This window comes from Rhodococcus cerastii, from assembly GCF_033042195.1.
Taxonomy (GTDB): domain Bacteria; phylum Actinomycetota; class Actinomycetes; order Mycobacteriales; family Mycobacteriaceae; genus Rhodococcoides.
In genome coordinates this window covers 68368-84146 of sequence record NZ_JAWLKF010000018.1, presented here as the reverse complement: position 1 = coordinate 84146, position 15779 = coordinate 68368, and the positions used below count along the sequence as shown (strand labels likewise).

The 15779-nt window shown below is 62.2% G+C and carries 22 protein-coding genes; 4 read left to right on the top strand and 18 right to left on the bottom strand.

What is annotated here, in order from left to right:
- Window positions 1-73 precede the first annotated feature (73 nt).
- From R3P93_RS22695 to R3P93_RS22680, 4 genes are all read right to left on the bottom strand, one after another.
- Entirely contained in the window at window positions 74-583 is a 510-nt protein-coding gene (locus R3P93_RS22695) for a DnaB-like helicase N-terminal domain-containing protein (protein WP_317534176.1), read from the bottom strand.
- A 47-nt stretch (window positions 584-630) separates the two neighbouring features.
- The gene (locus R3P93_RS22690; protein WP_094639417.1) at window positions 631-864 is read right to left on the bottom strand and encodes a glutaredoxin family protein; all 234 of its coding nucleotides are present in this window, start codon (window positions 862-864) and stop codon (window positions 631-633) included.
- 222 nt (window positions 865-1086) lie between these two features.
- Window positions 1087-1302 carry a hypothetical protein gene (locus tag R3P93_RS22685; RefSeq protein WP_143536534.1) on the bottom strand — a complete coding sequence of 72 codons (216 nt, stop codon included), beginning with the start codon at window positions 1300-1302 and terminating at the stop codon, window positions 1087-1089.
- Window positions 1303-1427: 125 nt separating this feature from the next.
- Window positions 1428-1667 carry a hypothetical protein gene (locus tag R3P93_RS22680; protein WP_317534175.1) on the bottom strand — a complete coding sequence of 80 codons (240 nt, stop codon included), beginning with the start codon at window positions 1665-1667 and terminating at the stop codon, window positions 1428-1430.
- A 257-nt stretch (window positions 1668-1924) separates the two neighbouring features.
- On the opposite strand from R3P93_RS22680, the gene R3P93_RS22675 reads away from it, so the two are divergent.
- On the top strand, window positions 1925-2149 hold the full coding sequence (locus tag R3P93_RS22675) for a helix-turn-helix transcriptional regulator (RefSeq protein WP_094622989.1): 225 nt from the start codon (window positions 1925-1927) through the stop codon (window positions 2147-2149).
- Between the two features lie 888 nt (window positions 2150-3037).
- On the opposite strand, the gene R3P93_RS22670 is transcribed toward R3P93_RS22675, so the two are convergent.
- The 8 genes from R3P93_RS22670 to R3P93_RS22635 all read right to left on the bottom strand — a co-directional run bounded on the left by R3P93_RS22670 (window position 3038) and on the right by R3P93_RS22635 (window position 7123).
- Window positions 3038-3922 (bottom strand): ParB/RepB/Spo0J family partition protein, encoded by an 885-nt coding sequence (locus tag R3P93_RS22670; RefSeq protein WP_317534174.1) that lies wholly within the window; start codon window positions 3920-3922, stop codon window positions 3038-3040.
- A 93-nt stretch (window positions 3923-4015) separates the two neighbouring features.
- On the bottom strand, window positions 4016-4300 hold the full coding sequence (locus tag R3P93_RS22665) for a hypothetical protein (RefSeq protein ID WP_094622987.1): 285 nt from the start codon (window positions 4298-4300) through the stop codon (window positions 4016-4018).
- 149 nt (window positions 4301-4449) lie between these two features.
- Window positions 4450-4836: a hypothetical protein gene (locus tag R3P93_RS22660; RefSeq protein ID WP_094622986.1), complete on the bottom strand. Its 387-nt coding sequence runs from the start codon at window positions 4834-4836 to the stop codon at window positions 4450-4452.
- A 389-nt stretch (window positions 4837-5225) separates the two neighbouring features.
- On the bottom strand, window positions 5226-6077 hold the full coding sequence (locus tag R3P93_RS22655) for a hypothetical protein (RefSeq protein ID WP_317534173.1): 852 nt from the start codon (window positions 6075-6077) through the stop codon (window positions 5226-5228).
- A 65-nt stretch (window positions 6078-6142) separates the two neighbouring features.
- Window positions 6143-6343 (bottom strand): LbetaH domain-containing protein, encoded by a 201-nt coding sequence (locus R3P93_RS22650; RefSeq protein WP_141215300.1) that lies wholly within the window; start codon window positions 6341-6343, stop codon window positions 6143-6145.
- Window positions 6344-6345: 2 nt separating this feature from the next.
- A complete protein-coding gene (locus R3P93_RS22645; protein ID WP_176460132.1) occupies window positions 6346-6498 on the bottom strand; it encodes a hypothetical protein in 153 nt (50 codons plus the stop codon).
- A gap of 41 nt (window positions 6499-6539) precedes the next feature.
- On the bottom strand, window positions 6540-6926 hold the full coding sequence (locus R3P93_RS22640) for a hypothetical protein (protein ID WP_008720161.1): 387 nt from the start codon (window positions 6924-6926) through the stop codon (window positions 6540-6542).
- Window positions 6923-7123, bottom strand: coding sequence for a type II toxin-antitoxin system HicA family toxin (locus R3P93_RS22635; protein WP_008720157.1), 201 nt, complete (start codon window positions 7121-7123; stop codon window positions 6923-6925). The genes R3P93_RS22640 and R3P93_RS22635 overlap by 4 nt, the downstream gene beginning before the upstream one ends.
- A gap of 197 nt (window positions 7124-7320) precedes the next feature.
- Between R3P93_RS22635 and R3P93_RS22630 the strand changes: the two genes are divergently transcribed.
- Window positions 7321-7692, top strand: coding sequence for a histone-like nucleoid-structuring protein Lsr2 (locus R3P93_RS22630; RefSeq protein ID WP_317534172.1), 372 nt, complete (start codon window positions 7321-7323; stop codon window positions 7690-7692).
- 174 nt (window positions 7693-7866) lie between these two features.
- On the opposite strand, the gene R3P93_RS22625 is transcribed toward R3P93_RS22630, so the two are convergent.
- The 3 genes from R3P93_RS22625 to R3P93_RS22615 all read right to left on the bottom strand — a co-directional run bounded on the left by R3P93_RS22625 (window position 7867) and on the right by R3P93_RS22615 (window position 10818).
- Window positions 7867-8628: a DUF4839 domain-containing protein gene (locus R3P93_RS22625; RefSeq protein ID WP_317534171.1), complete on the bottom strand. Its 762-nt coding sequence runs from the start codon at window positions 8626-8628 to the stop codon at window positions 7867-7869.
- Window positions 8629-8797: 169 nt separating this feature from the next.
- Window positions 8798-9739, bottom strand: a complete 942-nt coding sequence (locus R3P93_RS22620; RefSeq protein ID WP_094639408.1) for a DUF2637 domain-containing protein — start codon at window positions 9737-9739, stop codon at window positions 8798-8800.
- Window positions 9740-10197: 458 nt separating this feature from the next.
- Entirely contained in the window at window positions 10198-10818 is a 621-nt protein-coding gene (locus tag R3P93_RS22615; protein ID WP_317534170.1) for a recombinase family protein, read from the bottom strand.
- A 372-nt stretch (window positions 10819-11190) separates the two neighbouring features.
- Here R3P93_RS22615 and R3P93_RS22610 point away from each other — a divergent pair, with 372 nt between their 5' ends.
- Together R3P93_RS22610 and R3P93_RS22605 are read left to right on the top strand one after the other, a co-directional pair.
- Window positions 11191-11739 (top strand): recombinase family protein, encoded by a 549-nt coding sequence (locus tag R3P93_RS22610; RefSeq protein ID WP_032375677.1) that lies wholly within the window; start codon window positions 11191-11193, stop codon window positions 11737-11739.
- 154 nt (window positions 11740-11893) lie between these two features.
- Window positions 11894-12184 (top strand): hypothetical protein, encoded by a 291-nt coding sequence (locus R3P93_RS22605; protein WP_068051213.1) that lies wholly within the window; start codon window positions 11894-11896, stop codon window positions 12182-12184.
- A gap of 201 nt (window positions 12185-12385) precedes the next feature.
- Here R3P93_RS22605 and R3P93_RS22600 read toward each other — a convergent pair whose 3' ends face one another.
- The 3 genes from R3P93_RS22600 to R3P93_RS22590 all read right to left on the bottom strand — a co-directional run bounded on the left by R3P93_RS22600 (window position 12386) and on the right by R3P93_RS22590 (window position 15752).
- On the bottom strand, window positions 12386-12733 hold the full coding sequence (locus R3P93_RS22600) for a hypothetical protein (RefSeq protein WP_094642614.1): 348 nt from the start codon (window positions 12731-12733) through the stop codon (window positions 12386-12388).
- A gap of 895 nt (window positions 12734-13628) precedes the next feature.
- A complete protein-coding gene (locus R3P93_RS22595; protein ID WP_317534177.1) occupies window positions 13629-14426 on the bottom strand; it encodes a ParA family protein in 798 nt (265 codons plus the stop codon).
- Between the two features lie 978 nt (window positions 14427-15404).
- Window positions 15405-15752: a DUF3644 domain-containing protein gene (locus R3P93_RS22590; protein ID WP_317534169.1), complete on the bottom strand. Its 348-nt coding sequence runs from the start codon at window positions 15750-15752 to the stop codon at window positions 15405-15407.
- Between the last annotated feature and the right edge of the window lie 27 nt (window positions 15753-15779).

The following is a 15779-nucleotide window of genomic DNA, read 5'->3' as shown; positions in this document are numbered from 1 at the left end:
ACGACCCTGTGACTGAGATGCCTTTTACGCTTTGAGCTGGATATTCATGACTCAGAACAGCACGGGATCCAGATTAGAATTCCTCCGGTAGCTCCTCGGCGGCGTGGACGATTGCCGTTGCCACGGTCCGGTAACTGCGCCGGTAGGACTGGGAGAGAACGATGTCGGCGTAGTGGACGGCGGTGAAGCCGTCTGCCCCGGCGGTGATGACCTCGTTCAAGCGGCGACGCAGGGGCGCGTCTTTGGCTCCGCCGGATCCGGATCGCATGAAGGCTGCGGTGACGCTCGCTGGGTCGTAGGGTTCGCCGGCCGTGACGAGACCGGCGATCACGACGAACATTCGCCGGTATGCGACGTCGTCGAAGTCGTCGGCGGTCACGATCGCGGTGATGCGCAGATCTTCGGCGGATACTCCCCCGGTGTGGGCGCTCCACATCAGGGCGCACAGCAGCAGTGCCTCGGGGTCGGTGGACGGCTCGTGAGCTGTCTCGTTGTCGACGGCAGTGTCGTCGGCGACAGCGGCGAGGCTGCGAACGACACGCTCGGGCTCGTCGGGCGGTGGAACTGCGCTCAGTGGCGTCATCGTCGGGCTCGTTCTCGCAGGTGAAGCTCGGTCAACGGAGTGGTCGGTCAGGCGGCGGCGAGCTTGTCGAGGGCGTCGATCCGGAAGCCGGACCAGTGGGTGTTCTCGTCGACGACCACGACGGGCATCTGCCGGTAGCCGAGTCCGTTGGTGACGAACTCGCGGGCCGCTGCGTCTTCGGTGACATCGACGGTCGTGTATTCGATCCCGTGCTTGTTCAGGCGTCGTTTTGTTTGATCGCAGTTGTTGCATTCGGGTTTCGTGTACACAGTGATCGACATAGCTCACTCCTTGAGAGAATTGTTCCGATATGTCGATTTTACCTCAAATTGCCCCGATTATCCATAGATAAAGCGAGGCATTTTAACTCGAATATGTTGGCGCGCAATAGATTACTGACTGACCAGAAGTTCGCAATTACGTCGGTTGCGTTTCCTTATCGGCGTCCAGCTCGGCAGCGGCGAGCACCTCGAATATGTCGATCTGGCCTGCGGTCTCGGCCATCACCGCACGCCCAGCTCGGGGCGGGTGATGGACTGCACGGCGAGGGAGAGTCGTACATCGCCGGCGTCGACGACGACGGGGTGGATGCGGCTGTACCAGGCACCGGGTGCGTCGAGGAGGGCGGTGACCTCGACGCGGCCTGCGGGTGCGGTGCGGTAGCCGAGAATGTCGATGATCGTTCCGTCGAACTGGGTATCGAGCGAAATCAGTTTCATTCCAACTCCTTTGAGACGGCGGCGCGCGGGCGTGGTGGATGCGGCCAGGGTGGCGGTCATGAGTACTCCCAAGGTCGGGCGGAGAAAGACTTCAGCGACGACGGTCGCGGGCCGTGCGCAGGCGCTCAGGAAGGCAAGGCCTGGCAGTCGGCGCATTCCCAGCGCCCGGCGGTCGAGGTGCAGGTCCGTCGCTCTTCACAGAGCCAGCAGATCTGGTTGCGCTTGCGGGTCGACACCTGTTGCGCGGCAGCCACGGTGGCGGCCTGTGCGCGGTACTGCTCACGGGTGCTCGCATCACGGACAGCGAGGTCGGCGCGGACCTGCTCCGGATCTACGGCCAATCCGCCGGTTCGTACGTTCAGCATGTCCCCGAACGCTGCGCGGCAGGACTGACACACATCGCCTGGCGTAGCGACCGGAACAGCACACCCGGGCAATGCGCAAGACGTGAACAGCGTTGCCTGCCAACCGTATTCGATCTCGCCGGTGCGTGTCGATGTCATACCCAAACCATACAGCGTCACGCTGTATGGTTGCAAGGGGTTCGGCGGAGTACTTACAGCGTGGGGCTGTAAGGTGCGGGTATGTCGACAATCATGCTCGTGCGGGGATCGGAGGAACCGTGACCGATACCGAATTGACCCTCTCGGAGGTTCTGGCACTGATCGAGGCCTCGACCGGGAAAGCGATCGCGTCCTCAACGTGGCGGTCATACGTCGCTCGTGGCCAGGCCCCGAAACCTGCCCGCCACCTCTCGCGCACTCCGCTGTATTCGCGGGAGGACATCGAGGCGTGGATCGCAGGCCGACCCGGCAGTGGTGCACGAACCGACCTGTACCCACGCTGATCGCCGTTCGGCGTTCCCGGTTCACCCCTGCGCGCGTCAACATATCTTGACGAACCAGAAAGGCCCCGGCCATCGGCGTGATGGTCGGGGCCTTCCTGCCGTGCTGGTTGCGACGCTCCAGCGGATGGTCAGGCGTCGTCGTCGACGGCGGCGTACGCGGCGTCGACGGTGATGTTGCCGATCGCGGCCTGCTCCACCGGGGTCAGGGCGTGGCCGCTGTCGGCGAGGAAGGTCAGGTAGCTGTCGATGCCGACCATGCCTCGGTAGTGCTTCGAGGAGAACCGCCAGTAGTCCTTGGCGTCCTGCGGTCCCGTCAGGCGGGCCTCGAACGCGGTGAGCACACGGGCAAGCAGCAACACCTCGGCGCGAGCGGGCGTGGCACCGGTTGCCTTACGGTCGACCTCGCCCAGCGGTGAACCCATGATCTCGCCGTACCGCTCCGAGCACTTGGATTCGGTGAACACATCACCGTGCGTGGCCAGGGTGGTCACCATCCACTTGGTGGCGTTCTTCGGCGCGGCCTTGCCCGACAGAAGCCCGGTGAGGAATGCACGTCGGGCTTCGGTCGCGGTCGCTCCGGCACGGTTGAGGGCTTTCACCTTTCGGCGCTCTGCACGTTCGGTCTCGATGCGTTCGGCCTCGGCGCGCGCGGCTGTGCGCTGCGCCGGGGTCAATCCGTCCTCGGCGTCGCCGCCCTCTGCGTCGACGGCGGCGATCTTCTCGGGTGCGAGTTCGAGGCCGGCCGCAGACACATGGTCGTGGCGCAGGAAGAACTCGCACCCCCAGGCGGTCACTTTCTCGACCGTGTTCGCGTGCCGCAGCTCCTCGTACGCCTCGGCGGCGTCGTCGTCCTCGGTGTCGAAGTCGATGTCGTCCTCGGCGACTTCCTCACGGGTCGTCTTGTCGACCCAGACGGTGCCGGTCTCGTGGACGTAGACGTGCCACAAGTGCGGTGCCTGCTCCGGGGCGTCGGCCGGGACCGCATTGCCAGCGGCGGTGCGCAGGTCCGCGAGGGAGAACCACTCCCCCCTCGCTGGTGGACGGTTCATCGTGAAGCAACGTGAAGCCGCGCGCGACATGGGCGGCGGCGGCAACTCGCGTGGCGGATCGTTCGTCGACTCGACGTTTGATGGTCGAGAGGCGGTTCTCGATGCCTAATCCGATCTCGAAGACCTTCTCGACGGCGTCGGTAACACACGGCTCTGCCTCGACTGCTTCTTCGAGGTCCGCGATCAGAGCGGCAGCATTGAGCGTCAGCTGGCTCTGGTCGAGCCGCTGGCGGGCGCGCTCCGATCGTCCTGCGCGACCGGCCTTCTCGACATACTCCTTCGGGACGTGCAGTTGCGCGCTGACCTTGCGGACACTCAGGCCCAGATCGAGCAGGCCCGTGACGGCGGCGGCGCGTTGCCCGGTGGTGAGGTCTTCGCGCTGGTCGTTGGATACGACCTGCTCGGTGATGCGTTCGATCCCTGCGGCCTTCTCGTCGTCGGACTGCTCGCGCACCATCACCGGTATCGAGGTGAGACCGGCTTCGCGGGCCCCGAGAGTTCTGCGCTGTCCGTCGTGGACGACCAGGGTTCCGTCGGCGCGGCGGACCGCCGAGACCGCCTGGAGGACACCGTGGGCGGCGATGGAGGCGACGAACTCGGGGTCGGCGGTGATGTCTACGCCGTCGCGGACGTTGGCGGTGATGTCGAGGGCGTGCGGGTCGGCGTCGACGAGGGTGTAGCCGGTCGAGGTCGGTGCCGATTGTGCAGCCATGGTGGTGGTCATGATCGTGGTCTCCCTGGTTAGTGTGTGCAGGTGAGGCACCGGGCAGATATCAGCTGCCCGGTGCCCGTTCGCAGGTGGAGGGTCGAGCGAGGGTCAGCGGTCGGCGGTCTTCACGACGGGTAGTTCCCAGATCGGATCTTCTGCACAGGGGTCGCTGATGTCGACCCATCGCCCGGTGACCGCGTATCCGCGACGGGCGAGCAGGACCTGCGCCGTGTCCGGGGTCCAGTCCATCGGTGCGTGCTTCTCGATGCCGGGCGCGTCGATGTATTCGACCTCGATGCCGCCCCGTCGGATGGACACTCCCAGGCCGCGTTCGGGGCGTTCGTCGCCGTATTCGGAGGTGACTGCCGTGAGGTTCTGCTCGGTTTCTCCCATGCCCCAACCTTACAGCGTCACGCTGTATTGTCAAGTCCTGCAACGGTTTTCGATTCCTGTGCGAATCCGAGCGGTCTCGTTGCGGGCGTCGAACGGCGGCACCATACCCACTCGATTCGCCTACAGCGCAGGATGATCGAGCCTGCGGCTCACGCCGGGTCGGTGCGGCGGGTGGGGTTCTCGATACGGGGGCGCAGGTTGTAGGTGTCGTACCACTGCTGGGCGGCTTGCTTGCTCATGCCGAGGATCTCGCCGATCTTCGACCATGGGACAGGCCGCTCCTGGGTCCGGAGGCGTCCGATGATGGCGTAGCGGTCGGCAATCATCGTCGAGGCGAGGAAGGCGTTGATCTCGAGTGCGTCGACATCGGAGACCGCGTCGTCCATGCGGCGTTGGGCGTTCACGGTCCACGTCCCGGCGTCCTTGCGCCCCTGCTCGTGGACCATCTCGGCTAGGTCGACGTCGACGAGAGCGTCCTTGTATTGGACGTAGAGTTCGGTCAGCTCGGTCGGGGTGAGGACCTTCTCCGATTCCATAACGTCAAGATATCTTGACGTATTCTGTCCGTCAACATATCTTGACAATTAGAGCGTGCTTCAGCTGACTGGGGTTGCGGCTTCGGCGGGGCACCACTGTTGATGGAGGCGAAGGAATCCCTTGCCGTTGCCGATCGGTATGTCGAAGCTCAGACAGCAAATCCACTGTCCACGAGCGGTTTTCGCCCACGCATGAAGCAGTCCGGGCGATTTTGTATCCATCGCGAGTCCCTCCGAGCGGACCTTGAGAGGCGTCCCGTCGCGGAAGGATCCTCCGGACGAGCCTGCCACGGTGAGCGCTATGTTGACCAGGACTCTCCGAGGTGGGTCGACGATGCGGCGCGTGGGGGGATCGAAGCTCACGGGCCAGTTCTCGTACAGGTCGGGGGTCATTGTGCGACCGCCAATCGGTGCGGCCCATGTTCGGCGACTGCGTCGGCGGCCGCAGGGGTCCAGCGCAAGCCGTGTTCGCCGAACGTAGGTGCGGTGAGGGTGTAGCGGCCTGTGCGCTGGGTGATTCCGCGTCCGTGGACGGTGGTCTCGAGTGTGATCGAGCGGATGCGGCCCCTGCCTTGCTCGATGCCGCCGTAGACGATGGGCCGAGAGGAAATCGTCAGATCGAGGCCGGGCATTCGACCGTCCGTGATCGCGAATATCCCTGCGTGAGTCCGGTTTCGGGCCAGCAGGGCACGTGCGCGGGTCGGTGGTACGTCGCGACCGTGGACGGTGCTGATGACCAGATCGATCCCATCGATGCAGATATTGGCGGCGTCGAGAGGGTCTGCTTGACCGGGGTCGATCAGGGCGATCTTCGACAAGTCCCCGCCGTGTTCGTGGACGGCGAGGAGCCCGAACTTGGGTTGACCGATCAGGGCGACGTGGTGGCCGGCCGCGGTGGCGGTGGCGACGAGTCCGACGAGAATCGATCCGGCACCGGTGATCGACAGGGCCGTTCCACGGGCCAGTGCGCCGCGTGGGAGCAGTTCCGACAGCGGCGTGGGTACCGGCAGGGTTTTGAGGGTTCGTGAGCGCACGGGGCCGCTCAGGGCCCGCTCATCGCCGTCGGTCGCGGCGGCCTGCGCGTTCGGCTGCGAGGGGGCGAATGCGGGCGAGTCGTCGGAGTCGACTGGTGCGTGGTCGCGGCGTCCGGGGATCGCGGCCATGCTGCGGCGGAGAGCGGCGAGCTGTGCAGCCTTGTCCAGGTTGGTCAGGTCGGGGATCGTGTCGGCGGTACCGGCCATGAGTGCGACCTTTCGCCGAACGGATCAGTGCCCTCAATCTATGCGAACATACGTTCGATGTCGAACTACCTGCGTACGTTCGTAGCTGGCCCTGGTTCGCGAACCCTGGCGGCGTTCACGAGGTGGTCGAGGGAGAGTTCGGGGTCGGCCGTCAGGTGGCGATGTTCGGCGAGCAGACGCCTGACGTGATCGAGGTCCGCGCGCACGATCGGGTCGTCGGGGTCGTAGCCCTCGTCGATGATGGCCGCGCGTTCTTCTGGGTCCATGTCTAGTTCGACGCGGCGGCGTCGGGCGCGGTTCCCGTGTCATAGATCAGGTCGTCAGAGCCGTCGTAGCGGTAGGCCCGCTGTCCGCTGGGGAGCGTCACCCATCCGGCCTGTCCGTGATCGGGATTCGGATCGAAACTGCGGTCGCTGGTCATGGGATCAGTATCTCGTTCGCCGTGCCTGCACGGTCGGGTGGTCAGCTGTTGACGAGTTGGCTGGCGCGCTGAAAGGTCACGCCGAGTAGCGATCCGATATCTCGGACGGGTACCTGAGCGGTGGCGAGCTTCTTCGCGAAGGCCTCGGTGCTGGCTTTGACGCGGGCTTCGTCCTCGGCCAGACGTGCTCGCTGTGTCGCAATCTCGGCAATGCGGACCGCGAGATCCTCTCCCCCGGGTTCGAGTTCGATGTGCTGCTCGATCTCGACATCGGCGAGGGCGACTCCGGTTTCGAGGGCGATCAGTTCTTTCGCCGCGGTGGGGACATCGTCGATGCGACGGGCCTGAGTGAGGGCGTCGAGTTCGGGGACAGCGATCATCCACCACTTGCCATCTCGGGTGACCGACACCGTGTAGGTCTTGTTCACTGCTGCGCCTCCTTCATGGCTGCGAGGATCTTGCGGTAGACGCCGGGCGAGATCGTCCGGTGCCCATCGGGCACAGTCACTTTGACTGCGCCATCGGCCGAGACCCACGTACTGTGCGAGCCGACCGTGCGGACCGAAGTGAACCCAGCCGCCTTGAGGGCCTTGACCACTTTCCGCGTGGGCTGCTCGGTAACCATGACTTTAGTCTAGTTTATTGGACACTTTCTAGTCAAGTCGACTAGACGAAATATGGCCGAGTAGCGGTGCTGTGGTCGACACGGAGGAAGTGCCTATTCCGAATTTCCTCATCCGGTTCATCTGCCTGCGAATTCGGTCCGGTTAGGGTGGTCATCGACAGCAATGTGTTTCCATTCGAGAGAGGCCGCATCGAACCGTGGCGAAAAAAGTATTCACTCAATTGGTCGACGATATCGACGGCTCGGTCATCGACGACGAATCAGGCGAGACGATCGAATTCTCCGTCAATGGTGTCGACTACCTCGTTGACCTTAAGGCGAAGAACGCCAGCGAGTTTCACCGGAAGATCGGCTACTACATCGAGCACGCAACCCGGGTCGGCGGGCGTAAGCGTCGACACTCCCCCACCTCCACGCCTCCATCTGCTGCACCCTCGAACAGCGGGGCCACACGTGATCCGGCTCAGACCAGAGCGATCCGGCAATGGGCCGCAGACAATGGTTACGAAATCAACAATCGCGGCCGCATTCCCGCTGCGATCGAAGAAGCGTTCAACGCTGCACACTGACGTAATCGGCCTCGTCGGCCGGTTTTCTCCTCTGCCCTACACCAACCGGCCTCCCGATTTGCTCACGAAACGACTGCGCGAGATCAAAGCCAGGCCGTACGTGCGCTGCGGGCATGTGTGCCGGGATCCTGTTCTGCGCAGGCAAGACTCTCTGATCTTTGGTTCGAGTTCGAGTTAGCGGACGGCAGTGGTAACCGGATCGAGAAGGAACAGGCACTGCTGCTCCACGTAGCGGTCGACCTCCGCCGTGACGCCAAGGTTCGTTCCGACGCCAATAGTGTCTGGCACCGAGCCGATCCAGTTGAGGTCGTAGCTGGTGTTCTCATCACGGAACTGGAAACTTGGCCCGGGCTGCGAGAAGGTTTCGCTGAAGTCGCCGGCGTTGATGAGGATGTCGTATCTGGTACTCGCGCCCTCGTGAGGTCCCATCGCGACGATGCTGCCCGGGAACGAGATTGTCTGACCTCGATGAGCCGCAGCGAACGCTGCGATGTCAGGCGAGCAAGTGTCGGTCAATGCGAGCAGGGCCGCGAACTCCGGACTGTTCTCCGACGTGAGAACAACGTCGTCAGGCAACGGCGATGGTGTAGGCGTCGCCGTGGCCATCGATTCCGGGGACGGTTGCTCGTTCGGGGCCGCTACCTCACTGGGCGCAGGACTGGCAGTTTCCGCAGGGCCGGTATCTCTTTCGCCGATAATGCCGATGGTGAAGATGACCGCGAGCGCAAGCGCGAACACGCCGCCACCGACAATCAAAAGGCCCCGACGAGACTTGGGTGCCGGGCGTCGGAACGTGATCTCCGTCCGGATCTTCGCGGGTACCTGAGAGACAACCTCCCAGCCTTCACTTTCCCACTTTTCGATGGTCCGCGACTCCATGCCGCGAACCGCGCGGACCGTCTTAGTCTCATAAGTGATTTCGGTGTCCGTTGTCATGCGTCAGCTCCAAGATCTTCGCCGGAACGTCACCGGACTCGCGAGGACCCTACCGAACGACAACGCTGAAGTGACCGGCGGCACTGAGGACTCAGTGCAACCGTGTCGAGTGGAATAGGTCTCAGCTTCGCCAGCAGAAGTGTGCGCGTCGCAGTGGCTCGATTCTCGGTCAGCGACTTGAACCTACGAAGTCACGACCGGTGTCCATCGGGGCGTACTCGTCGTCGACTCGGTCGTCCGTGCCCGCTTCATCGATGCCTGGGCTCTGGTCTTGGCCGGGGTCGGTGGTGTGCGTGTGGTTGGCTGCGAGGGGGGTTGCGGTGCTGCGTTCGCTGGCGATGTTCTGCTGGACCTGTGTCCAGGTCTTGATGTGTCGAGAGACGGTCGAGGTGTGCAGCTCGAGGTGGCGGGCGATGTCACTCAACGACCAGTCGGGGTGCGCGAGGTAGAGGTCGACGCTGGTCCACACGGCGGGCTTGAGCAGGCCGTTATCGAGGTCCTCGTCTATCCCGGCGAGCGCCGATCCTGCTGTTGCGCTGTACTGTTCGCTCTCCACGCGATCGATTGGGTATTCGATGCGAACTGTCTCGGTGGCCGTATCGAAGGATTGGGGGGTCTCGATCGTGGTTGCGGCACGGCGGCGGGGTGCGCGGAGCACGACAGCGACGATCTCGCTCATCGTGAGGACCATCGCGGGCGCTAATGCTGCTATTGCCGCTGCGACGGCGGCGTTGAGGACGGTTGCGGTCAGGACGGCGTGATAGGCGTTGCCTGCGATGGACAGGATCGCCGAGACGGTCAGCACTGCCACGACGAGTCGCCGGCCTCTTTTGGTGGCGGCGTCGGTGTGTTGAGAGAGGGCGATCCGGATGACGGCGGCGGCGAGGATCGGGCCGTCGAGAGCGACGGGGATGACCCAGGCATCGGCCGGGTGGATGCCGGCCATGACGGCGAGGTCGAGCAGGGTGGAGAAGGAGAGCTTGAAGGATGCTGCGCCGACGACGATGGCGATGGCCAGGCCGGTGATCAGGGCACCGGTCAGGACGCGGGGGTGGATGTCGAGGGTGTCCTCGCTGGTGGGGTCGTGGTCGGGGGTATTAGCGTTGTTCATTGATCGCAGGTCCGTTCTGTGATCGACCGGCCCCGGCGGTGTTGGAGCACTGTCGGGGCCTTAGCGGTCGGATGATGTGATTCGGTGTGGCCACAGGTGCGCGAGGAGATCGCAGATCTCTGCGCTTCTGTTGCGCGGTCGGGGAAATGGACGTCGCGGCCGAAGTCATTGCATTACAACCGCTTCGGCGGGTGGGGTCTACCGCCTGGGCCGAGCAGGGCCAGCAGCCTTGGCATCGGCGGCGGTCCAGCCGTGCACGCCGGCTGGGCGGCACTCGTCGTGATAGACCGGATCGGCCGGCACCGAATTCGCTGGAGTCTCGGAGTGCCACTGGTCGCACCAGGCGCACCGTGCGACCACCCGTTCGGCGGTCATGAAGTCGCCTCGGCGGCAAGGCCGAACTGAGCGCCACCGATCGTGTCGGTGGTGTGGCGATTGGCGTCGGTGCTCATTGTGTGTCAGCTCCTGGCAGTTGTGGCGCGGAGTGTGGGTGCTCCGTCGCGTTGCTCGCGGGCCCGAATGAGGGCTGCGTAGACGGCTGATCGGCTCAGACCGTACAGCTCCATGAGTTTCACGGCACCGAACTCGCCGGACTCGTAGTCCTTGAGGATACGTTCGTGTTGCAGTGCAGTGAGTTTGGGCTTGCGTCCGGTCATCCGGCCCTGCTCTTTGGCGATCGCGACGCCCTCACGGGTGCGTGCGCGAGTCAGGTCGGCCTCGAACTCGGCCATCGCGCCGAGAACAGTGAAGAACATCTTGCTCGACGGATCACCTGGACTGTAGACCTGGCCACCGTAGATCAACCGTGCACCTTTGGCATCCAGCTCGGTGACGATCGCATTGAGGTCGGTCACCGACCGACCGAGTCTGTCGAGCTTGGTGACCACCAAAGTGTCCCCCTCCCCCACTGCCGCGAGAGCTTCGGTGAGACCGGGCCGCTCGCGATTGCGCCCGGTGTATCCGCGGTCGGTGTAGATGTTGCCGGTGTCGACGCCCATCTTGCGAAGGGCTGTGCGCTGCGCTCGTAGATCCTGTCCTCGTGTGGAGCATCGGGCGTACCCGATCAGGTTTTCGTCCACCTGAAGCCCTTCGTCTCGGAATCTGCGATCAAACTGGGATTACTTACATCACTATCTATCAAGACACCGACAGGCTGGTCCGAGCGTCGACCGATTTGTCAGTTTCAGAAGACGAGTGCACGAGTTCAGAAGTGCGCTGCACTTGACACCTCTCAAGTAATCTAGCGAAAACGCTAGATTGCTCCTTTGGTGCTTTGACTGCCCGATCGTCCGAACCTAGGCGCTCACTTATGACTACGTGTCTTTAACCTTCGTTTTAGACACGTCCTGGATTTGACACGGCAAGGACGATGAGCGTGTGTGTCAGAACTCATGTTCAAAACCGACACGCCGAAATGTGTCCCTACGACGAGTTGTGACACACTCGACCCTGTGGGAGAACTTCTGGGCTACGCGAGGGTGTCGACGACCGATCAGAGCGCCGACGCGCAGAGCGAAGCCTTGAGCGCTGCCGGGTGTTCGAGAGTGTGGACGGAAACTGCGTCGGGTGCGACGACGTCTCGGCCGCAGCTGTCGGATCTGTTCTCGCATCTGCGGCGCGGCGACACACTAGTGGTGTGGCGACTCGACCGTCTCGGGCGTTCACTCCCCCATCTCCTCGAAACGGTCGAGCAGCTCGACGTCGATGGCGTCGGATTCCGCTCGCTGACCGAAGCGATCGACACCACCACCTCCGGCGGAAAGCTGATCTATTCGATCTTCGGAGCATTGGCGGAATTCGAACGCAACCTCATCCGCGAACGCACCAACCTCGGACTGGCAGTGGCACGCGCCCAAGGGCGACTCGGTGGACGACCACCGGCGATGTCCGGGACGCAAATCAAACAAGCGAAGCGAATGCGCACCGGCGGAATGTCACTCACCGACATCCGAGAAGTGCTCGGAGTGTCGCGATCGACGCTGTACCGGCACTTGAAATAGCCCACCGCCAATCGCCGTTTCTCGCACATGGCCCGCCGGGCCGATGCGAGTCAACTTCCGAAGCTGCCACCGTGGGGGTCTCGGGCACATCGACGACTTTGAAAATCGATGGACGCATGATCAGCCACGAGAATTCGTCTGCTTCAATTCCGTCATGACCGAACCGGTAGAGATCACAACGACACCACCCACCATTGGTGACACACTCCAAGTGCGACGCCTAGAGGGCGGCACCGCTACCGGGACCGTAGTCGAGGACTTCGCCGACTACTTGCTGACCGTCCCCGCCGCCGGCCGAGACTGGGCCATGCCCCATCGATGGGCCATCGCGTCGGAAGACGGAACGCTGATCTTCGCCGACGACGCCGACATCATCGAGCACCACAAATCCGAACCGTCGACGACAGCACCGACAACACCGAACGACATCAGCGACAAGACCTGACCGGTGGACATCTACTCAATTCTGGTTGCCTCGGTCATCGGGTCCGCGGCCGTACTAAGCATTGCCATACCAGTCCTGCTGGCCATGACGATCATCGACATCACGCGGGCGCTGCGAAACCGCACCAAAGGTTCCCCAGGCCAACACCCGGCGTCAGCACGAAGTGCAGCCAACTTCTGACACTGACAAACGTCATCGACACTACTGATCCTCGCGTTGATCGCCCTCGCTGGTGGGAAGTCGATTCACGTCGCGATCACCGTAGGAATCACCCCATTTCCACACGCCACTGAGTGCATCGCGAACTTCGCTACCGCCCCGACGACGGCGTAGGCGCGTGGTACGCATGGCGTACTCACGGAGTCGATCACGGACATCGTCGTCCAGGTCTGGGCCACTGGGCAGATTCAAGGCCCACCACAACCGGCGCCGATACTCCGCACCCGAAATCCCGAACGCCACGAAGATGTCTTCGTCATCGGCACCTCCATAGGGTTCCCAGCGCACCGCGAACCCCACAAAAGTCTCTGCCGACCGCTCTTCCGTCATACCGATGATTCTGGTCGACGTATCGACCCGTCCGCACATCGGCCGCCCACCCCCACCACAGCCTTGAACACCCCGACCTGTGGTGCCGATTGTGCAGTTCGCTTCTGCACTCAGAATGTCAGAAGACGACTGCAATCACGGGTAAAACCCCAGCAAATCGTGCAGCCTACTTCTGAAACTGACACGAAATCTCGTGTCGGGTGTCTCGATAGACGATCGTCCATCGAGGCACGCGTCGTCTTACCCCGCCGGCAAGACTTGACAATGGACACGAGTCAAGCCATCCGAATCATGCGACCACCGATGAGTTCGCGCGGTTCGATTTCTCAGATGTGGGCCGGATATCGCACAGGCGGTTCAGCCGCGCTCGCGCCCGGCAGCGCTGTCGGACTATTCAACCGGCTCCTGGAAAATGCAATCGCACGAACGATCCAAGTATGGGAGCTAGCAGAGCTAGCTAGCGGCGCTAGCATCTCCGAGTAATGTTAGTCGCGTGGTTAGATACCGCGCCGGTCGAGATACTCGCAAAGTGCAGCATCGGTCAAGGAAGCAATGCTGATTGAACGATCGCCCGTCTCGTACCGCAGTTTGTCGACTGCTCGGTTCAACCGAAGCTTCGTGGACGGCCGGATCCGGACGTTGTGCTGTTCGGTGAACTTCTCGGCGCTTGTCCCCGCGGAAGGTCGAAAGGTGGCCTCCGGTGTAACTTCATCCGACACCGAAGATCTTGGGTCGTTTTCTTCACTGCCACGACCAGCGTTCAGTGCGGCATCAGGAACGGACGCAGCCGGTTCCGTTCGAACTTCGGGCTCCACTCGCCGGGGTGAGGTTGTCGGTCGCGAAGGGAGATCCGCAGCTGGGTGTCGACGGATAATCGCGGGTTCTCGTTGTGCACTCATGCGGCAGGCTCTCCTAAAATGTTGATCGAAAGTTCTTTGAGCAGGGCGTCGTAAGCTACTTGCAGGTCGACTGCCCGGCCACCTTTGTAAGCGTGAATGGGAGTGTGGCTGCTGTGGGCGTCCTGGCGCGCTGCGAGTTCCGGGATCCCGGCCCTTGCGACCAGGTCGCCGTAGGCGGCCCGTAGTTCGTCTTCCCGGTACTGGTGCTCCGAAGTTCTCCTCTTCTTGGACAGGACAATCTTCTCCAGCTCCAGTTTGGGATTCGCCCGCCTCTTAACGTTGGTGATGGTCTCTTCGACCTTGGTAATCGCACGCACGCTATCGATGGTGGGCTCAGTCACCGCGATGACGGAATCGCAAGCACACAAGACTGCGAACAGCAGTTTGCCGAGCGAGGGTGGGCAGTCGATGAATACCGCGCTGTATGGAGAGAGATCGACGCCCTCAAGCGCGATGTCCAGTCGAAAGATCAGATCGTTTGCGCCGTCAGCTTCAAGATTGGCAAGGCTCTGGGTCGCCGCGATTAGATCAACGCGATCCCACTCTGACGCTATTACCGCGTCCGCAGCTGCACCCTCGCTAGTGACCGACATAAGATCGAACGTTGTCCGCGTAGCGTCATCAACGTCAACGCCGAGACCGGTGGTCGCATTCGCCTGCGGATCCATATCGATTACCAAAACATGTTTACCCTTGTCAGCTAGCGCACTTGCTAGTCCTAGGGTTGTGGCAGTCTTGCCTACCCCGCCTTTCTGATTGCATATCGCGAACTTCCTGGGTTGCGCCGACGGCATTGGCATAGGTTTCGCGTTCCTTCCCTTTAGTTCACGGGCTTTTCGTAGGCTGGTTGCTAGTGAGGCTAGAGGCTATAACTGACAGCCCGCTGAGCTTGACTAACACGCGGAGCAGTGTTCGCTTTCATTGCGTTACGTGCTCGGATACCTTGCACATCTTTAATAGCTTGTCTTGCATGCGTCGCAAGCCTTGCGTGCCTTGCTTAGCCTTCTTGGCGTGCTACTTATACGAGCGGCGCACCCAAAGCAAGCAATGCTTAGCGTGCTAGTTGACCAACGTTTGCTCACGCAGCACTCATAGCTACCAATGCATTACTAGCTTGCTTATGGATACTACTGAGCGTTGCAACGCTCGCTTGCCGCGCTTGCCTAGCTGACATAGCTATTTACGCTATTACAAATTCGTACACTACGCAAGCACCCGTAGCCCTCCTTGCGAACATAGTTAACCTAGACACCCTTTGGGTGCTGTACTAGCTCCCATAGCTGTCCTAGCTCTGCTATTTTTTAGGTCAAGCGGCACTGCCGAACTGCTCTCAAACGAGATCGCCAGCGTCTTAACCAGCAGTTATAGCATAGATAGCGATGCTAGCTGCACTAGCACTGCGTCCCGGCCGCCGGCAGATCAAGTCACGGACACGACGAACGAGATGAGCGCAAAAAGACGCAACCACTTGCAATCGCGTGCGTAGGCCGCCCTTTGCACAACGGGTGCCGCCACTTACCGTCCCGACACCCGGAGTGGGACCGCCACCACGCGATTTAGCCGTCACAGCAGCGGATGACGCTAGGCCTGCCAAAATAGATATCCAGCAAGCAACCCTCCAGCCCCTTGCTAGCCTTGCTAGCCTTGCTAGCCTAGCTAGCACTGCGTGCCAGGTCCCACAAACGCACACAAAACGCCGAGAACGCGCGTCGACGGCTCGTCCCCAACCTGCACCGAAACGGCGTTCACGTGTGATGCCACCACCTCGACCGTCAACAGTCGACGCTCCCTCGGTCAGCGGAGGCACGCAGCCATTCCGCGTCGATTTCCGGCGGCTTCAAGACTGCGCTCGATTTGATCACGACAGCTCGAACAAGTCCGCCTGACACTTCCATGAGACCCCCTCGATGAGCGCATCGAGAACTCCTGTCCGCATCCCTCGACTGCCTCTGCTGCCTGAGCGTCGCTTTCAGCGCCAACTCCCAAGCGTTGACCACGAGCATGACCGCGACCTCGTCACGATAGGTCATCTGAGACTTGTTGTAGACCTCAACGGCCGCGAGCATGGCGGCGAGCGAGTTGTCGACCAGTCGCTTGATCGACACGTAGGGGGCGCTCAAGACATCCCACGTTCTATGACTGGCTCA